The sequence below is a fragment of the Pseudomonas sp. 14P_5.3_Bac1 genome, assembly GCF_025466135.1.
Classification (GTDB): domain Bacteria; phylum Pseudomonadota; class Gammaproteobacteria; order Pseudomonadales; family Pseudomonadaceae; genus Aquipseudomonas.
Map to the genome: position 1 here is coordinate 1 of NZ_JANLOF010000038.1, position 18,203 is coordinate 18,203.

General features: G+C 59.4%; 17 protein-coding genes. 9 read left to right on the top strand and 8 right to left on the bottom strand.

Translation table 11 applies throughout. From position 1 onward, the window contains the following. Positions 1-75 precede the first annotated feature (75 nt). The gene (locus NTD89_RS08650) at positions 76-714 is read right to left on the bottom strand and encodes a peroxiredoxin (protein ID WP_003195267.1); all 639 of its coding nucleotides are present in this window, start codon (positions 712-714) and stop codon (positions 76-78) included. Positions 715-987: 273 nt separating this feature from the next. After that, positions 988-2,346: an OprD family porin gene (locus tag NTD89_RS08655; RefSeq protein ID WP_145157909.1), complete on the bottom strand. Its 1,359-nt coding sequence runs from the start codon at positions 2,344-2,346 to the stop codon at positions 988-990. A gap of 370 nt (positions 2,347-2,716) precedes the next feature. Between NTD89_RS08655 and tauA the strand changes: the two genes are divergently transcribed. Further along, a complete protein-coding gene (tauA, locus tag NTD89_RS08660) occupies positions 2,717-3,703 on the top strand; it encodes a taurine ABC transporter substrate-binding protein (RefSeq protein ID WP_262207125.1) in 987 nt (328 codons plus the stop codon). A gap of 131 nt (positions 3,704-3,834) precedes the next feature. Here the strand turns inward: tauA and argA are convergent, their stop codons facing one another. After that, the gene (gene argA / locus NTD89_RS08665) at positions 3,835-5,133 is read right to left on the bottom strand and encodes an amino-acid N-acetyltransferase (RefSeq protein WP_119737335.1); all 1,299 of its coding nucleotides are present in this window, start codon (positions 5,131-5,133) and stop codon (positions 3,835-3,837) included. 133 nt (positions 5,134-5,266) lie between these two features. Further along, complete coding sequence (argE, locus tag NTD89_RS08670; protein WP_262207127.1) at positions 5,267-6,415, bottom strand: acetylornithine deacetylase; 1,149 nt, start codon at positions 6,413-6,415, stop codon at positions 5,267-5,269. 158 nt (positions 6,416-6,573) lie between these two features. Between argE and NTD89_RS08675 the strand changes: the two genes are divergently transcribed. Then, positions 6,574-7,941 (top strand): inorganic triphosphatase, encoded by a 1,368-nt coding sequence (locus NTD89_RS08675; RefSeq protein ID WP_242199752.1) that lies wholly within the window; start codon positions 6,574-6,576, stop codon positions 7,939-7,941. A 49-nt stretch (positions 7,942-7,990) separates the two neighbouring features. On the opposite strand, the gene NTD89_RS08680 is transcribed toward NTD89_RS08675, so the two are convergent. Further along, positions 7,991-8,461: an Lrp/AsnC family transcriptional regulator gene (locus tag NTD89_RS08680; RefSeq protein ID WP_145157919.1), complete on the bottom strand. Its 471-nt coding sequence runs from the start codon at positions 8,459-8,461 to the stop codon at positions 7,991-7,993. Positions 8,462-8,588: 127 nt separating this feature from the next. On the opposite strand from NTD89_RS08680, the gene NTD89_RS08685 reads away from it, so the two are divergent. From NTD89_RS08685 to NTD89_RS08715, 7 genes are all read left to right on the top strand, one after another. Beyond that, on the top strand, positions 8,589-8,927 hold the full coding sequence (locus tag NTD89_RS08685) for a hypothetical protein (protein WP_262207128.1): 339 nt from the start codon (positions 8,589-8,591) through the stop codon (positions 8,925-8,927). Between the two features lie 82 nt (positions 8,928-9,009). Further along, positions 9,010-10,701 carry a GspE/PulE family protein gene (locus NTD89_RS08690; protein ID WP_262207130.1) on the top strand — a complete coding sequence of 564 codons (1,692 nt, stop codon included), beginning with the start codon at positions 9,010-9,012 and terminating at the stop codon, positions 10,699-10,701. 77 nt (positions 10,702-10,778) lie between these two features. Continuing rightward, positions 10,779-11,699 carry an SPFH domain-containing protein gene (locus NTD89_RS08695; RefSeq protein ID WP_024077991.1) on the top strand — a complete coding sequence of 307 codons (921 nt, stop codon included), beginning with the start codon at positions 10,779-10,781 and terminating at the stop codon, positions 11,697-11,699. A gap of 10 nt (positions 11,700-11,709) precedes the next feature. Next, complete coding sequence (locus tag NTD89_RS08700) at positions 11,710-12,156, top strand: NfeD family protein (protein WP_242199742.1); 447 nt, start codon at positions 11,710-11,712, stop codon at positions 12,154-12,156. A 69-nt stretch (positions 12,157-12,225) separates the two neighbouring features. Then, positions 12,226-12,540, top strand: coding sequence for a DUF2388 domain-containing protein (locus NTD89_RS08705; RefSeq protein ID WP_003176799.1), 315 nt, complete (start codon positions 12,226-12,228; stop codon positions 12,538-12,540). A gap of 176 nt (positions 12,541-12,716) precedes the next feature. Then, on the top strand, positions 12,717-13,382 hold the full coding sequence (locus NTD89_RS08710) for an outer membrane protein (protein WP_262207132.1): 666 nt from the start codon (positions 12,717-12,719) through the stop codon (positions 13,380-13,382). A 156-nt stretch (positions 13,383-13,538) separates the two neighbouring features. Then, positions 13,539-14,681: a DegT/DnrJ/EryC1/StrS family aminotransferase gene (locus tag NTD89_RS08715; RefSeq protein WP_145157933.1), complete on the top strand. Its 1,143-nt coding sequence runs from the start codon at positions 13,539-13,541 to the stop codon at positions 14,679-14,681. A gap of 145 nt (positions 14,682-14,826) precedes the next feature. On the opposite strand, the gene gcvH is transcribed toward NTD89_RS08715, so the two are convergent. The 3 genes from gcvH to NTD89_RS08730 form a co-directional block, all read right to left on the bottom strand. After that, entirely contained in the window at positions 14,827-15,210 is a 384-nt protein-coding gene (gcvH, locus tag NTD89_RS08720) for a glycine cleavage system protein GcvH (RefSeq protein ID WP_262207134.1), read from the bottom strand. 52 nt (positions 15,211-15,262) lie between these two features. Next, the gene (gcvT, locus tag NTD89_RS08725; protein ID WP_262207136.1) at positions 15,263-16,345 is read right to left on the bottom strand and encodes a glycine cleavage system aminomethyltransferase GcvT; all 1,083 of its coding nucleotides are present in this window, start codon (positions 16,343-16,345) and stop codon (positions 15,263-15,265) included. A gap of 156 nt (positions 16,346-16,501) precedes the next feature. Continuing rightward, positions 16,502-18,118, bottom strand: a complete 1,617-nt coding sequence (locus NTD89_RS08730) for an ABC transporter permease (RefSeq protein WP_145157942.1) — start codon at positions 18,116-18,118, stop codon at positions 16,502-16,504. Positions 18,119-18,203 lie beyond the last annotated feature (85 nt).

An 18,203-nucleotide genomic window follows, 5' to 3' on the forward strand; every position in this document is an offset into this window, starting at 1 on the left:
GGCCCCCCCCCCCCCCCCCCGGGGGGGGGGGGGGGGGGGGGGGGGGGGGGGGCCCCCGCGATGGCGGTGCCAGTGTTAACGGTTAGGCTGTGGGGTAAGGCGCAGGTACGGCTTCACGGCGCGATAGCCCTTGGGAAAGCGCTTCTTGATCTCTTCCTCATCCTTGAGCGACGGCACAATCACCACCTCATCACCGTCCTGCCAATTGGCGGGCGTGGCCACCTTGTGGTTATCGGTCAGTTGCAGCGAGTCGATGACCCGGAGGATTTCGTGAAAATTGCGGCCGGTGCTGGCCGGGTAGGTAATCGTCAGGCGGATCTTCTTGTTCGGGTCGATCACGAACAAGGAGCGCACGGTGAGGGTGTCACTGGCGTTCGGGTGGATCAGGTCATACAGGTCCGAGACTTTGCGATCGGCGTCGGCGAGGATCGGGAAGTTGACGACCGTGTTCTGGGTTTCATTGATGTCTTCGATCCACTTGTGGTGCGAGTCCACCGGGTCGACCGACAGGGCAATGGCCTTGACGCCGCGCTTGGCGAATTCGTCCTTGAGCTTGGCGGTAAAGCCAAGCTCGGTGGTGCACACCGGGGTGAAGTCCGCCGGATGGGAAAACAGCACGCCCCAGCTATCGCCCAACCATTCGTGGAAACGAATCTTGCCGGCGCTGGAATCCTGTTCGAAGTCGGGGGCGATGTCGCCCAGTCTTAGGCTCATGGTGTGGCTCCTGGTGAGTGCTTATGGAGCCCACTGTGCATGGGTTGAAGATTATTTAAAAAGAATAAATATCGATTTATTTAGACGATAAACGAATATTAAAAATCAATTCATTGGACGCGGGAAAGGCCGAGGATCAACATCCATCACAAGGTTCGAGAAGGCCTTGAGACGCTGTACAAAGATGGGATTCAGGAAGGGCTTGCGGGGGTTGAGCCCGACTTGAAAGTAAAGCACCTTGCCCGGCGTTGCGCCGGGCAAGGTTTTACGCTCTTACTTGAACGCGTAGCTGTAGCTAACGATTACGCGGTTTTCGTCCTGGGCACGGGTGTTAACCAGGTCGGTACGCCACATAGCGTTTTTCCAGGCGACGCCGAGGTTTTTCAGCGGGCCTTCTGGAACAACGTAAGCCAGAGTCAGGTCGCGTTCCCACTCGGTTTTATCACCGGCGGTGGTCTGGATGTTGCTGCCTTTGAGGTAGACAACACCAGCAGTCAGGCCTGGCAGGCCAACCTTGGCGAAGTCATACGCGTAGCGAGCTTGCCAGGTGCGTTCGCCAGCACGGGCAAACTTCTGGATTTGCATGTCGGTGGTGGTGCTGTTCGAAGAGCCATCACCTTGGTTCAGCCAAGGGAAGTCGCTGTCGCCCTTGGTGTACTGGTAGCCACCGCCGAAGGTGTGACCGGCAACCGAGTACAACGCCAGGTAGCTGTACAGATCGTTGTCGACCTTGCCTTTAACCTTGGTGGCGTTGGTCGGGTGATCCGAGTAGTAACCCGAAGTGTAGTAGCCCGCTTCGTTGCCGTTGGCGCCGTTGTCGCGGCTGCGGTAGTAACGCAGGTCACTTTTCAACACGCCAGGACCGATAGCCCAGTTGTGGACCAAGCCCAGGAAGTTCTGCGCGTAAAAGTCTTTCAGCTCGCCGTAGTAGTACGAAGCGGTCAGATCTTTGGTGATTTTGTAGTCAGCACCGGCGTAGTAGAACTTGTTGACGAAGTTGCCAGCGTCATAGTTCGAGCTACCGTTGGCACCCGCCAGCGACAGGCCTTCGTTGTTGCTGGAGTTACGGCCCTTGGAGTGCTCGATCTGACCGGCAGTCAGGGTCAGGTCCTTGATCTCGTTCGAGGAGATCTCGCCACCTTGGAACGTTTGCGGCAGCAGACGACCGTCGTTGGTTTTGATAACCGGGTTGTTTGGCTGCAGGGTGCCGATTTTCAGCACGGTCTGGGAAACCTTGACCTTACCGGTCACACCCAGGCTGGCGAAATCGTTGACCGCTTTGTTGCCATCGCTTGGGAACACGGTGCCGCCAGACGCGGTGCCCGTGTAGTTACCGTGATCGGCACGGCTGGAATCCAGACGTACGCCGTACAGGCCGATAGCATCAAGACCGAAACCAACGGTCCCTTCGGTGAAGCCGGAGATGAAACGCAGGTCAAAACCTTGGCCCCATTCAGCGTTCTTGCTGCGGGTGTTCGAGGTCGCCGAAGGCTTCAAATCACGGTTGTCGGTGTTGATGTAAAAGTTACGCAGACCCAGTGTTACTTTGCTGTCATCGATGAAACCGGCGGAGTTTGCCTGTTGGGCAATCGCAGCGACAGCCACGGCCAACGCCAATGTTGACTTCTTCATGTACCGCTCCTCTCATTTCTAATTTTTGTATTTCTTAGGTCCTGGGTCTGACGCCCCGGATCCACAGATGCGCGATTAGCGCCAGATAGTGACTACCAAGTCAATCGTAACTTTGTATGTCTACTACCTTCGTCTAACCGCAGTTAATTTGGTCCCTGCAGGGTAATGAGTTTTTCATACACCCAAAAAGAATTGTTTCATTCTTTTTCATACGATCCAGGAATAAGCCTTTCCATGAGGCGAGCCGATCAGCGTAGACCAACCGCTCCATAAGCTAATTCCTAAAGGGTATTTAATAGCCTTTTTTTAGATCGATTAGTGTGGCCGTACTGTTGCATACGTCACCCACGATCAAAAAGGCGACGCCATCATGGCCAAAGGCACATCCTCCCGTCAATTTGTTACAGTTTTTGTGTCACTAATACTTTCTTTTGGTGTCAAAGCGGCCGATTTAACCATCGGCTACCAAACCGGCATCGACCCCAGCAAAGTCCCACAGGCCGACGGCCTCTACGAAAAAGCCCTCGGCGAGAAGATTGCCTGGCGCCGTTTCAACAGTGGGCCCGACGTTGTAACCGCGATTGCGTCTGGCGATGTGCAAATCGGCAACCTCGGTTCCAGCCCCCTCGCAGCGGCGGCTTCACGCAATCTACCCATCGTGGCCTTTATCGTATCGGCGCAGATCAATGCTTCTGAAGCCCTGGTTGTGCGCAATGGCAGTGGCATCGACAAACCGCAGGACCTGATCGGTAAAACCATCGCTACGCCCTTCGTCTCAACCTCTCATTACAGCCTGCTCGGCGCGCTGAAACATTGGGGGCTGGACACCAAACAAGTCAAAGTAGTGAACCTGCAGCCCGCGGAAATTGCGGCCGCGTGGAAACGTGGCGATATCGACGGCGCCTTCGTGTGGTCACCGGCGCTGGGAGAAATCCGCAAGACCGGAAAAACCCTGACAGACGCAGCCCAGGTGGGCCAGTGGGGGGCGCCGACATTTGAGGTGTGGGTAGCGCGCAAAGATTTCGCGGAAAAACATCCTGACGCAGTGGCCAAGTTTGCCAAGGTCACGCTGGATGCATTCGCCGACTACGCCGCCCATAAAGACGGCTGGACAGTGGATTCGGAGCCGGTGCAGAAAATCGCCAAACTGACAGGTTCAAATGCGGCCGATATTCCTGAGCTGTTGGCCGGCAGCACCTTCCCGGACGCCCAGGCGCAACAAACCGATGCCCTGCTTAAAGGGGGCACGGCGAAAGCGATTGGGGAAACGGCGAAGTTTTTGAAGGAACAGGGGAAGGTTGAGACGGTGTTGCCGGACTACTCGGCCTTTGTGACCGATAAATTCATCAGCCAATAAGGTAATCAAATGTGGGAGCTGGCTTGCCTGCGATAGCATCACCTCGGTTTATCTGAAAAACCGAGTCGGCTGCATCGCAGGCAAGCCAGCTCCCACATGAGCCAGCTCTTTATCAGGCAGGAAGATCAGGCTTACAGAGCCTTCTCGAAAATCTTCGAGTTACGCTGATAGTTGTACAGCGACGCCCGCGCTGACGGCAGGCGGTCGACGCTGCTCGGCACAAACCCGCGCTCGCGGAACCAGTGTGCGGTTCGCGTGGTGAGCACAAACAGCGTCTTCAAACCCTGCGCCCGCGCACGGGTCTCGATGCGCTCCAGCAACACGTCGCCGCGTGCGCCGTGACGATACTCCGGGTTGACCGCCAGACACGCCAGCTCCCCTGCATCCGAATCCGCGATCTGATACAGCGCCGCACAAGCGATGATCATGCCTTCGCGCTCAACCACACTGAACTGCTCGATCTCACGCTCCAGCACTTCCCGCGAACGCCGCACCAGAATGCCCTGCTCTTCCAGCGGGCTGATCAGGTCGAGCAAACCGCCGACGTCCTCAATCGCCGCCTCGCGCACCTGTTCGAATTGCTCCTGGGCCACCAGCGTACCGCCGCCGTCCCGGGTGAACAGCTCGGTGAGCAACGCGCCGTCTTCGGCGTAGCTGACGATATGGCTGCGCCCTACCCCGCCACGGCACGCTTCGGCGGCAGCGTCCAACAGTTCAGCTTGATAGTTGCTGCCCAGGCGCTGCAGGTGCGCCGGCACTTGCTGCGGACGCAGCTCGCGGACCAGGCGACCATGTTCGTCGATCAGGCCCAGATCGGCGCCAAACAGCAGCAGCTTGTCGGCGCCCAGGTCGATGGCGGCGCGGGTGGCGACGTCTTCGCAGGCCAGGTTGAAGATTTCGCCGGTCGGTGAGTAACCCAACGGCGACAGCAGCACGATGGAGCGCTCGTCCAGCAGGCGGTTGATGCCCTTGCGGTCGACCCGGCGCACTTCGCCGGTATGGTGGTAATCCACGCCTTCAAGCACTCCGATCGGCCGTGCCGTAACCAGGTTGCCGCTGGCGACGCGCAGGCGCGAGCCCTGCATCGGCGAGGAGGCCATGTCCATCGACAGGCGTGCTTCGATAGCAATGCGCAGGTGGCCGACCGCGTCGATCACACACTCCAGCGTCGCGGCATCCGTGATGCGCAGGCCTTCGTGATAAGCCGGGGTAAGGCCGCGCGCTTCAAGGCGCGCTTCGATTTGTGGGCGCGACCCGTGAACCAATACCAACCGCACGCCCAGGCTATGGAGCAGCACCAGGTCGTGGACGATGTTGCCGAAGTTGGGATGTTCCACACCATCGCCGGGCAGCATGACCACAAAGGTGCAGTCGCGGTGAGCGTTGATGTAGGGCGAAGCGTGACGAAGCCAATTGACGTATTCGGGCATAAAACCTGGGCCTGTAATAAAAAGCAGCCAAAAAAGGATGAAACATAAAAGCGCACAGCGGGCTGATGGTTATCGTCGGAACAGGCTTGGCGACACGCTCGCTCTCCTTATGTACGAATGGGCAGGGGTTAATTTATGCAGGTTTCAGGCAGTAATGGTCGATCAGTTCCCGCAATAGACGCACTGTAGGCGTCAAGCGTGACATTTCGAGGTACTCGCCCGGCTGGTGGGCGCAGGCAATATCGCCAGGGCCAAGCACCAGAGTTTCACAACCAAGGCGCTGAAGATAAGGCGCTTCGGTGCCGAACGCTACTGCTTCGGCACGATGACCGGTCAATCGTTCCGCCACCCGCACCAGCTCGGCGTCTTCGGCCTGCTCGAACGGCGGCACTTCGGGGAACAACGGCGCGTAGTCGATCTTGACTTTATGGCGCTCGGCCAGGGGTTCGAGCTTTTGCCGGATAGCGTCGCGCAGCACCTTGGGGTCCATGCCCGGCAGGGGCCGCAGGTCGAACTCCAGGGAACATTGGCCGCAGATACGGTTGGGGTTGTCGCCGCCGTGGATACAACCGAAGTTCATGGTCGGTTGCGGCACGCTGAATTGCGGGTTGCGGTACTCGCGCTGCCAGGCCAGCCGCAGGCCGCGCAGTTCACCAATGGCATCGTGCATGGCTTCCAGAGCACTGTGGCCCAGGCTTGGGTCCGACGAATGGCCGCTTTGCCCAAGGATGTCGATGCGCTCCATCATCACGCCTTTGTGCAGGCGGATCGGCTTGAGGCCCGTCGGTTCGCCGATCACCGCCGCGCGGCCCAACGGGCGCCCGGCCTCGGCCAGTGCGCGGGCGCCGGACATCGAGCTTTCTTCATCGCACGTGGCGAGGATCAGCAGCGGTTGTTTGAACGGCTGGTCCAGCAAGGGCAGCACGGCTTCGATGATCAGCGCAAAAAAGCCTTTCATGTCGCAACTGCCCAGTCCTACCCAACGGCCGTCAACTTCCGTCAACTTGAGCGGATCGGTCGTCCACAGCGCGGCGTCGTAGGGAACGGTATCGCTATGCCCGGCCAGCACCAGGCCGCCAGGGCCACTGCCGAAGCTGGCGAGCAGGTTGAACTTGCCCGGGCTGACTTGCTGGATGTCGATGGCGAAACCCAGGTCGCCCAGCCACCCGTCGAGCAGGTCGATCACCGGGCGGTTGGTCTGGTCGAGAGACGCTTGGGTGCAACTGACCGACGGCGCGGCAATCAATGCGGCGAATTGCTCTTTCATGGACGGTAACGGCATGCGCGGCCTCTCAACTTCCCGGATGAGCCCCACTATAGAACCATCTGCACGCCACAATAAACCGTTGCGGCGCGTTGCCGGGCTCAGTCCTGTACACTGCACGACCTTGGCAGCCACTCTTTTCCCCGGCTGCGCTCCCGATCCTGGATTTTCCGGCCATGCAGAAAGAAACCGAAATCAAGCTCCGCGTCAGCCGCGAAACACTCGCCGCGCTGCGTGAGCACCCGCTACTGAAAAAACGCAACAAAAGTGGCTGGGAACGCCGTGAGTTGATGAACCAATACTTCGACACCCCCGAGCGCGACCTGGCTCAGGCCAAAGTCGCCCTGCGTTTGCGCAAGGACGGTGACGAAATCATCCAGACCCTCAAGACCCGTGGCCAAAGCGTCGCCGGCTTGTCGGAACGCAACGAGTACAACTGGGACCTGCCCAAAGCCAAGCTCGACGTGAAGAAGCTCGACGGCGAATGCTGGCCCGAGCAACTGGCCGAGTTGGACAAAAAGACCCTCAAGCCGATTTTCACCACCGATTTTGTGCGCGAACGTGCCGAAATCGCCTGGGGCCGTGGCAAGGCCAAGGTCGTGATCGAAGCCGCTCTGGACCTGGGCCACGTCGTGGTCGGCAAGCAGAAAGAAGAAATCTGCGAGCTGGAACTGGAACTGCGCGAAGGTGAACCGGCCGCCCTGCTGGAACTGGCCGCCGAACTGGCCGCCACCCTGGCGCTGATGCCGTGCGATATCAGCAAGGCCGAGCGCGGCTACCGTCTGTATGACGCCAGCAGCTACTCGCTGAGCCTGCCGGCGCCGCAGATCCACGCCGAAATGCCGCTGGACGACGCCTTCGCCGCGATCATGTGGCACCTGTTGGGCAGCAGCCAGCGCCTGGCCGAGCAATATCGCTTCAATGGACACTGGCGCTTGCTGCAGGACTGGGTCGAAAACCTCGGTGAACTGCGCGCGCTGATCGGCAGCCTCGGTCAGGCCGCCCCGCGTCAATCCACCAGCGAGCTGCGCAGCGCACTCGATGCATTGCTGGAAGACTGGCGCCCACTGGTGCAGGCCGGTGACGACGATGAAGACATCCGCAAAGCCGCGCCGGAACAGTTTGTTGAAGAACTGCAAGACGTGCGCTGGGGCTTGTTCTCGCTGAACACCTCGCGCTGGCTGCTGGCCCGCACCTGGACCGCCGACCGCAACGTACGTGGCAACCGCCAGGGCGCTGCGCAAATCACCAACTGGCTGCCGCGCCTGCTGGCTGACGACGCCGTTGCCCTGCAACTGCAACGTTACCAGCAACAACCGGAAGACCTGGCCGAGCAGCTGCCGCGCATTGAACGCATCCAGGCCTGGCTGCACCACGCGCGTCAGGTGGTGGATATTCCGGAACTGGACCGCTTGTACGGCGAGCTGAACAAGCTGGCGGTACTGGCTAATCAGCCGATTACCGACGAGTCGCTGGATGCGCGTATGCATCAGGCGATTGCGGTGTATCAGAACCGTGCATGGAAGACGTTGCTGCGTCTGTAATACCAGGCAACTCGGTCAAATGTGGGAGCGGGCTTGCCCGCTCCCACAGTCAGCGCAACACTGGCAGGCTGGTGGTGGACTTGATCTCCGACAGGGCCACAATCGAGTTCACCTCCTGAATCCCCGGTACCATCGACAGCTTCTCGAAGAAAAACCGCTCATACGCCTCGATGTCAGAGGTAACGATGCGCAGCAGAAAATCCACCGCCCCCATCAGCACATAGCACTCCAGGACTTCCGGAAACCCGCGAATCGCTTCGGTGAATTCGGTGAAGTTGGACCGTCCGTGAGCATTGAGTTTGACCTCGGCAAAAATCTGCGTGTTGAGGCCGATCTTCTTGCGGTCCAGCAGCGTGACCTGCGCGCGAATCACGCCCTCCTCTTTAAGCCGTTGAATACGCCGCCAGCATGGCGATTGCGAGAGACCCACCTGCTCGGCGATCTGCGCGCTGGAAAGCGAGGCGTCCTCTTGCAGCAGGGCCAGAATGCGGCGGTCGTAGGCGTCCAACTCACTGTGCATAAAAATACCTATGAAGGCGCTAAGCCTGAATTACTTGAGTCGTTTTTTCACCAATAGGGCGCATCTTAGATAAGAAATCTCCGCGTGCGAATGTAAAAATTTCTCCAGTCGAATCTGGAGAGTCAGCATGCACGCCGTCGAAACCACCTGCCCCGCTACGCGTCTCGATGCATGGGCCGTCAACAGCGCCCACTGCCAAGCGCATTATCAGATCACCGCCGAGGCAGAACCGGACCTGCTGTGCCGGGTACTGAATTACTTCGCGCTGCAGTTCCTGACGCCGCAACAGGTCAATGTGCGCCGTGACGACGACCTGCTGAGCATTGATATCGTGATGAACGGCCTGAGCTGGCACCGTGCCCAGGTGATCGGTGAAAAGATTCGAAACCTGATCAGCGTGTGCTCGCTGGAGGTGTGGCAGGCCGATTCCCCGCGGCCTCACGCGGTGGCGGCGGCCAATCAGTAAAAACCTGCAATACACCCTGAGCGGTGGGCGTTCAGAGGATGGCTAGCCTGAGATTACGCCCGCCGTCACTCAGGAATTCTTCATGCTCGCCGCCTTGCACGATCATCGATTGGAACTGCATCAACTGTTACCTGCATTGGTCGAGCAGGGGCTGATTACAGCGGACGAGGCCCAAAGGTCAGCGAAAGCACCCGCCACTCGACATCCGTTGGAAAGCATCGCGGCTGAAGGGCCTTGCCTCGAAACGTTGACTCAATGGCTTGCCGGGCATGTCGGGCAACCTTATCTGCGTATCGACCCGCTGAAGATCGACGTGGCGGCGGTGGTGCCGTTGATGTCCCACGCGTTCGCGCAACGCCACGCCATCCTCGCGGTGGCGGTGGATGCGCAGACCGTCACCGTCGCCAGCGCCCAGCCGCATATCCGTGGATGGGAGGCCGGTTTGGCACAGGTGCTCAAGCGCTCGATCAGGCGCGTGGTCGCCAACCCCCGAGAGATTCAGCGCTGTATCGGTGACTTCTACCGGCTGGCCAAGTCCGTCAGCGGTGCCGATCAAAAAGTCGCGGTGGCTGGCAACTTCGAACTGCTCAACCTCGGCACCGGTGATCAGGAGCCGGACGCCAATGACGCGCATATCGTCAACATCGTCGACTGGCTGTTGCAGTACGCCTTCGGCCAGCGAGCCAGTGACATTCATATCGAACCCTGTCGCGACCAGGGCCGCGTGCGTTTTCGCATCGACGGGCTGCTGCATGACGTCTATCAGTTTCCACCCCAGGTCACCATGGCGGTGGTCAGCCGCCTGAAAAGTCTGGGCCGTATGAATGTGGCGGAAAAACGCAAACCCCAGGACGGCCGGGTCAAGACCAAGAGCCCGGCGGGCATCGAAGTGGAGTTGCGCCTCTCCACACTGCCGACAGCGTTTGGCGAAAAACTGGTGATGCGGATTTTCGACCCGCACGTCTTGCTCAAGGATTTTGACCAGTTGGGTTTGTCTGCAGATGATCAGCAACGCTGGCATGCCATGGCCGGTCAGGCCAACGGCATCATCCTGGTCACCGGGCCTACCGGTTCAGGCAAGACCAGCACGCTCTACACCACGCTCAAGCACCTGGCGACCCGCGAGGTCAACCTGTGCACGGTGGAAGACCCGATAGAAATGGTGGAACCCGCCTTTAACCAGATGCAGGTGCAGCACAACATCGACCTGACCTTCGCCAGCGGTGTTCGCGCACTGCTGCGCCAGGACCCGGACATCATCATGATCGGTGAGATTCGCGATCAGGAAACGGCAGAAATGGCCATCCAGGCTGCGCTCACCGGGCACCTGGTGCTATCGACCCTGCACACCAACGATGCACCCAGCGCTATCAGCCGTTTGCAGGAACTTGGCATTGCTCATTATTTGATCAAAGCTACGCTGATAGGTGTGATGGCGCAGCGCTTGGTGCGGCTTTTGTGCCCTCACTGCAAACGTGGGGTGACTGGGCACGGCAATACCCATGAAGCGGTCGGCTGCGCGGACTGCCGTGATAGCGGTTATCGAGGCCGCGCCGGGCTCTACGAAATCATGGTGATGGACGAGAAGCTCAAGGCGCTGATCACACCGGGCGCCGACGTGCAGGCCTTACGTCGGGCATCGCGGAGCCAAGGCATGCGTAGCCTGCGGATGAGCGGCATCGACAAAGTGAATGCCGGGCTGACAACGATGGCAGAAGTATTACGGGTAACGCCTGGGGATTCAGAAACAAATGATTTGCTTGTTGCACCCTGAAACCGTCCTTATCAGTGACCAGACCGTTACAATCGGCCGCACGTCGCTTCACTGACACCATCAGATAGGGAATCGCTATGCAGATCGGAACCGTACTGCTTCTTTTCGTGGGGTTGGCCGTGGCCATCCTTTTCATGGGTTTCAAGGTGGTGCCTCAGGGTTACCAGTGGACGGTCGAGCGTTTCGGCCGGTACACCAACACCCTTAAACCTGGCCTCAACATCATCATCCCGGTCATGGACCGCATCGGTCGCAAGATCAACGTGATGGAAAGCGTGCTGGATATCCCGCCCCAGGAAGTGATCACCGCCGACAACGCCACCGTGCAGATCGACGCCGTGTGCTTCTTCCAAGTGGTCAACACCGCCCAGGCCGCCTACGAGGTCAATAACCTCGAGCATGCCATCCGTAACCTGCTGCAAACCAATATCCGTACCGTGCTCGGCTCCATGGAGCTGGACGCGATGCTTAGCCAGCGTGACGGCATCAACGAAAAGCTGCTGCGCACCGTGGACGAAGCCACGGCGCCGTGGGGCATCAAGATCACCCGGATCGAGATCAAGGACATCAGCCCACCCGCCGACCTGATGGCCGCCATGTCCGGCCAGATGAAAGCCGAGCGGATCAAGCGTGCGCAGATCCTGGAAGCCGAAGGCCTGCGGGCATCGGCGATCCTGACCGCCGAAGGCAAGAAGCAGGCGCAGATCCTTGAAGCCGAAGGTGGACGCCAGGCAGCCTTCCTCGAATCCGAAGCCCGTGAACGCCAGGCAGAAGCAGAGGCCCGTGCGACCCAGGTGGTGTCCGAAGCAATCGCCACCGGTAACGTGCAGGCCATCAATTACTTCGTGGCGCAGAAATACATCGATGCATTGGGCAAGCTGGCGTCGGCCAACAACAGCAAAGTCATCCTGATGCCGCTGGAAGCCAGCCAGGTGATTGGCGCCGTCGGTGGGATCGGCGAAATCGTCAAGGCAACGTTCGACAACAAGAAAGGCTGAGGCGATCGCCATGTGGGATTTCCTGCAGCATCTGTCGTTCTGGGATTGGTTGGCACTGGGTACGGTGCTGTTGATTCTTGAAGTATTCGGCGCCGGTGGCTACCTGCTGTGGATGGGGATCGCTGCAGCTGCTGTGGGCGTGATCAAGTTTTTGATCCCACCGCTCGGGCTGGAATGGCAGCTGCTGCTATTTGCCGTGTTGTCGATCCTCACAGCGGTGTACTGGTGGAAGCGCCAGCGCAGCAGCGCCAAAGTCAGCGATCAGCCGGGGCTGAATATGCGCGGCTCGGAATTGATAGGTCGCACCTTTGTGGTGCATCAAGCCATCGTCGATGGCCGAGGCAAGATAAAAGTCGGCGATGGCGTGTGGATGGCAACCGGGCCGGACAGCCCCGTGGGCGCTCAAGTACGTGTCATTGGTCAGGATGGCGTGGTTTTACAGGTCGAAACTGTTTAGTCAGTGATGGAACTCGCCTGGGTTATCTACAATCAAACTGTTCAGATAACCCACCCGGAGTCACCCACCATGCGTCTCAAATATGCTGTCGCGACCCTCGCTGTGCTTTCCCTACCTGTCGGTTCAGCCATGGCCGACAGCTTCTGGCGCAATGTCATCTCGTCGGGCGCCACGACTGGCTCGACGTACCTGACCTTCAAGGACCACAAGCTGGTGGTCGCCGCCCAAGACGACGCCGGTAGCTTTGTCGCCAGCGACGGCGGCATCCGCGGCCCGTACCTGGAAGCTGCCATGCAGAAAGTTCGCGCCGACAACCCTGGCCTGCAGGCCACGGACATGGAGTTGGCCAACGCCATCCTCGCGAAAAATGCTGTGACCGAGTAATACCTGCCCATAAAAAATGCCGCTTTTTAAGCGGCATTTTTTATGCCTGTTTCTCTACGATCGCCGCCGCCGCCCAGACCTTCTGCTTTTTCCCGTTGAAAGCGGAAAACTCCTGCCGAACACAAAAGTACCAAGCGCCACACTGAGATTCTCTTAGTTAAAGTGAATCCTCTCCCATGCAAAAACTTGCTTACGCTTTGGCTCTCTCTGCGTTAGCTGCACCTTTGGCTCAAGCAGAAAATTGGTACGGGTCGGCAAAACTCAACAGTGCCCGTCAGAACCTCTCCAGTGCGCAATTGACCAGCCCACGCGTCACTGATCGCGTGGAGGCCCCTGACAGTAACAAGGCGTTCACTGGGTCATTGGCTCTAGGTTACGCCTTTGCCGATGGCTGGCGCCTGGAAGGGGAATACACCACGCGCAGCAGCTCGACGTTCGACTCCTATTGGGCCCCTTTCAATACCAACGTTAACCGCCTGGAGGTCGACAGCCAGCGCGTGATGCTCAACGGCTATAAAAATATCCCGGTCAATGACTGGCTGTCGTTCTACGCAATGGCCGGTATCGGCATGGCGCAAATCGATGCCGCGGGGTACCAGAGCAATGCGACTCGCCAGTTCGCCAGTAACCGCCACTACAACTTTGCCTACAGCGCAGGCTTGGGCCTGGAGGCCAAGGTCAGCGAAAAGGTCACTTTGGGCACAGGTTGGCGTTACGTGGACATGGGCAAGGTCGAAACCGGCTACAACACCTTCGCTAACCGGATAAACGCCCGCGATGAACAGCTCAAGGGCAAACTCAAAGAGCAGAATGTGTTTCTTGAAGCGCGCGTTTCATTCTGACCTGCAACAGAAAATGCCGCTGATAAGCGGCATTTTTTATGCGCAACATGACAATTCGTTCACCGACGACAGGCTATATTCAGTCGAGCCGTGCAACCATGCGGTACTGATACCTCTATTACTCATCGCCTATCTGAAACGGATGCCTTCGTCGTTATGAGCCAACAGCCCTTTCTGCCGTTTTCCAAACCTACCATTGACGAAGCGACCATCTCGGCGGTCGGCGATGTACTGCGCTCGGGCTGGATCACCAGCGGGCCGAAAGTGCAGGCGTTCGAAGCACAGCTTTCGGAATACTTTGGCGGCCGTCCGGTGCGGACCTTCAATTCCGGCACCTGCACCATGGAGATCGCGTTGCGCATCGCCGGCATCGGGCCTGGCGATGAAGTGATCACCACGCCGATTTCCTGGGTCGCCACGGCCAACGTGATTCTGGAAGTAGGGGCCACGCCGGTATTTGCGGATATCGACCCAGTCACCCGCAATATCGACCTGGCTCAGGTAGAAGCCGCGATCACCCCACGCACCAAGGCGATCATTCCGGTGTACCTGGCGGGCCTGCCCCTGGATATGCCGATGCTCTACGCGCTGGCCAACAAGTACAACCTGCGCATTGTCGAAGACGCCGCCCAGGCGTTGGGCTCCAGCTGGGATGGCGAGCGTATCGGCGCGACCGGCGACTTCGTCTCGTTCAGCTTCCAGGCGAACAAGAACATCACGTCTTCCGAAGGCGGTTGCCTGGTGTTGAACAACGCCGAGGAAGCCCGTCTGGCTGAAAAGTATCGCCTGCAAGGTGTGACCCGCACCGGCTTCGACGGCCTGGACGTGGATGTGCTGGGTGGCAAATTCAACATGACCGACATAGCCGCAGCCATCGGCCTGGGGCAATTCGCGCATATCGAGAAAATCACTGCGCATCGCCAGAAACTGGCACGCCATTACTTCAAGTGCTTCGGCAGCGATTTTGAAGCGCAATACGGCGCGCAACTGCCGCCAGCGGATTTCGAAAACAGCAACTGGCACCTGTTCCAGCTGGTATTGCCGGAGCGTCAGGATGGTCTGCCCGCCCGCGCTACGTTCATGGAACAGATGCAGGCCCACGGCGTCGGCATTGGCTATCACTACCCGCCAATCCACCTGCTGAGCTTGTACCGGGCACAGGGTTTCAAGGAGGGCATGTTCCCGGTGGCTGAGCGTGTTGGGCGTTTGATCGTGTCGTTGCCGATGTTCACGGCGATGACAGAGGCGGATGTCGAGCGGTCGGTTGCGGCGGTAAAAGCGGTACTGAAAGCGAGCTGAAAACGAACTGCCAGCTATCCGCAATCAACTGTGGGAGCTGGCTTGCCTGCGATGCCGGCACCGCGGTGATTCAACCACACCGCAGTGATGCTATCGCAGGTAAGCCAGCTCCCACATTGATTTGTGCTGTTGCGACGGCTTGCGTTTACTCGCCGATGGCCGCTTTGTAGCCAGCAGCATCAAGCAGTTTTTCCAGGTCAGCCGGGTTGCTTGGCTTGAGCTTGAAGATCCAGGCGCCATACGGGTCGGAGTTCAGCAGTTCAGGGCTGCCACTCAGTTCCTCGTTAACGGCGATCACTTCGCCAGCAACCGGTGAGTAGATATCCGAAGCGGCTTTCACAGACTCAACCACACCAGCCTGGCCTTCAGCGTCAAACTTGGCGCCGACTTCGGCCAACTCAACAAACACCACATCACCCAAAGCTTCCTGAGCATGGTCGGAGATACCGACGGTCACGGTGCCGTCGGCTTCCAGGCGGGCCCACTCGTGACTTTCGGCAAAACGCAGGTCGGCAGGGATATCGCTCATAGTCTGTGTCCTCAAAAAGAAATGTCAGCGGCCTCAGGCCTGCCGGAAATAGTTAGATCAAGGTTTTGCCATGGCGCACGAAGGTCGGTTTGACCACTCGAACCGGGTACCACTTGCCGCGGATTTCCACTTCGGCCCGATCGGCGGTGGCCGTCGGTACGCGCGCCAGGGCAATGGATTTGCTCAGCGTAGGAGAGAAACTACCACTGGTTATCTCCCCTTCGCCAACATTGGCGATACGAACCACCTGATGAGCGCGTAAAACACCACGCTCTTCCAGTACCAGCCCGACCAATTTGAACTGCACACCTGCGGTCTTTTCCGCCTCAAGGGCAGTGCGGCCGATGAACTGACGCTCAGCCGGTTCCCAGGCGATGCTCCAGGCCATATTGGCCGCCAGAGGCGAAACGTCCTGGTGAATATCCTGGCCGTACAGGTTCATGCCGGCTTCGAGGCGCAGCGTATCGCGGGCGCCAAGGCCGATGGGTGAAATACCGGCCCCTACCAGATCGTTGAAAAAGCCCGGAGCCTGCTCGGCCGGCAGGACAATTTCCAGACCGTCTTCGCCGGTGTAACCCGTGCGGGCGATAAACCAATCGCCATCGGCCTGGCCTTCAAAGGGCTTGAGCTGGTGGATAAGCGTGCCGCGGGCCTGCGTGACCAGCTCGGCGATTTTCTGCCGGGCGTGCGGGCCTTGAATGGCGAGCATGGCCAATTCTGGCCGCTCATGCAGCTGCGCCGCGTAGTCGCCCAGCTGTGCTTGCATCCAGGCCATGTCCTGATCACGCGTAGCGGCGTTGACCACCAGCCGATAACCGGTCTCGGTGCGGTAAACGATCATGTCGTCCACCACGCCGCCCTGCTCGTTGAGCATGGCGCTGTAAAGCGCACGGCCGCAGCCATGCAAACGATCGACATCATTGGCCAGCAGGTGCTGGAGCCATTCCTTGGCCTGAAGGCCTGTGACATCGATCACGGTCATATGAGATACGTCAAACACCCCGCAGTCGCGTCGCACCTGATGGTGTTCTTCAACTTGCGAGCCGTAGTGCAGAGGCATATCCCAACCGCCAAAATCGACCATTTTCGCGCCGAGGGCGAGATGCAGGTCATACAGAGGCGTACGCTGTCCCATGGGTTTCTCCTTCCGGGATTGGCGAAGATGCACAGAGCTGCTGTTTGCGCTCAACACCTCTGACTACAAGGCCTGCAGCGACATACAGCGACTCGATCCGAAGGACGGAGCGCACCGAATGCCGCGCATTGTAGCCGCAAGCCGTAGGACTGGCACCTAACCGATTTGCCGAGCGGAGCGTCGAATCAGGCCGATCACCGGCAACAGGCCCACCAACACCAACGTGAGTGCGGGTAATGAGGCTCGCGCCCATTCCCCTTCGCTGGTCATTTCAAAAATTCGTACGGCCAGGGTGTCCCAGCCAAACGGGCGCATCAGCAGGGTCGCAGGCATTTCCTTGAGCACATCGACAAACACCAGCAGCGCCGCGCTCAACGTCCCCGGCAGCAACAGCGGCAGATACACTTTGCAAAACAGTCGCGGTCCACTCACGCCGAGGCTGCGCGCTGCTTCCGGCAACGAGGGACGGATTCGCGCCAGGCTGTTTTCCAACGGCCCGTAGGCCACTGCCAGGAAACGCACCAGATACGCCAGCACCAACGCCGACAGGCTGCCCAGCAACAGGGGCTTGCCCGCGCCGCCGAGCCAACTCGACAAAGGAACCACCAGCTCACGGTCCAGGTAGCTGAACGCCAGCATGATCGACACCGCCAGCACCGAACCCGGCAAGGCATAGCCGACATTGCCCAGGCTGATCCCGGAGCGGATCGCCCGCGTGGGCGCCAGGCGATTGGCAAAGGCCAATATCAACGCCACGCTGACTGTAATCAGTGCCGCGATGCCACCCAGGTAGAGGGTATGGATGATCAAGCCGCTGTAGCGCTCATCCAGGTCGAACCGGCCACGTTGCCAGAACCAGGCGACCAGTTGCAGCATCGGGATGACAAAGGCGCAGGCGAACACCAAGCCACACCACGTGCTGGCTGCCGCCGCCTTGAAACCGCGCAGGTGGTACAACGCCTTGCCGCGTGGCCGCTCATTACTCGGGCGGCTGGCGCCTCGGGCGCGTCGTTCGCCGTACAGCACCAGCATCACCACCAGAAGCAACAGGCTGGCCAGTTGGGCGGCGCTGGAAAGGCTGAAAAAGCCGTACCAGGTCTTGTAGATGGCCGTGGTGAAGGTGTCGAAGTTGAACACCGAGACAGCGCCGAAGTCCGCCAGGGTTTCCATCAGTGCCAAGGCGACGCCGGCACCAATTGCCGGCCGCGCCATGGGCAATGCGACACGCCAGAACGCTTGCCATGGCGATTGACCGAGCACCCGCGCCGCTTCCATCAGGCCTTTGCCCTGCGCCAAAAATGCAGTACGCGCCAACAGGTAGACGTAGGGATAGAACACCAGCACCAGCACGATGATCACGCCGCTGGTAGAGCGCACGCGTGGCAGGCGCAAGCCGTTGCCGAACCCTTCGCGCAGCAGGGTTTGCACCGGCCCCGCGAAATCCAGCAGGCCTACAAACACAAAGGCCAGCACGTAGGCCGGAATTGCGAAGGGCAGCATCAACGCCCAGTCGAGCCAGCGCCGCCCCGGGAATTCGCAGAGGCTAGTCAGCCAGGCCAGGCTTACGCCCAACAGCGTCACGCCGGTGCCAACGCCCAGCACCAGGGTCAGGGTGTTGCCCAGCAGGCGGGGCATCTGGGTTTCCCACAGGTGCGACCAGATTTGTTGATCGATGCTTTGCCAGGACAGCAACAACACGCTCAGCGGCAGCAGCACCAGGGCGGCGACGGTGAAAACCGGCAGGTACCAGCGACGTTGGGCGGGGTGGGCCAAGGAAAAGCTCTCTGGAAATGATGGTTTTGAAGTCGCGGCTAACACTGTGGGAGCGGGCTTGTGTGGGTGCCGGGCTTGCCGGCGA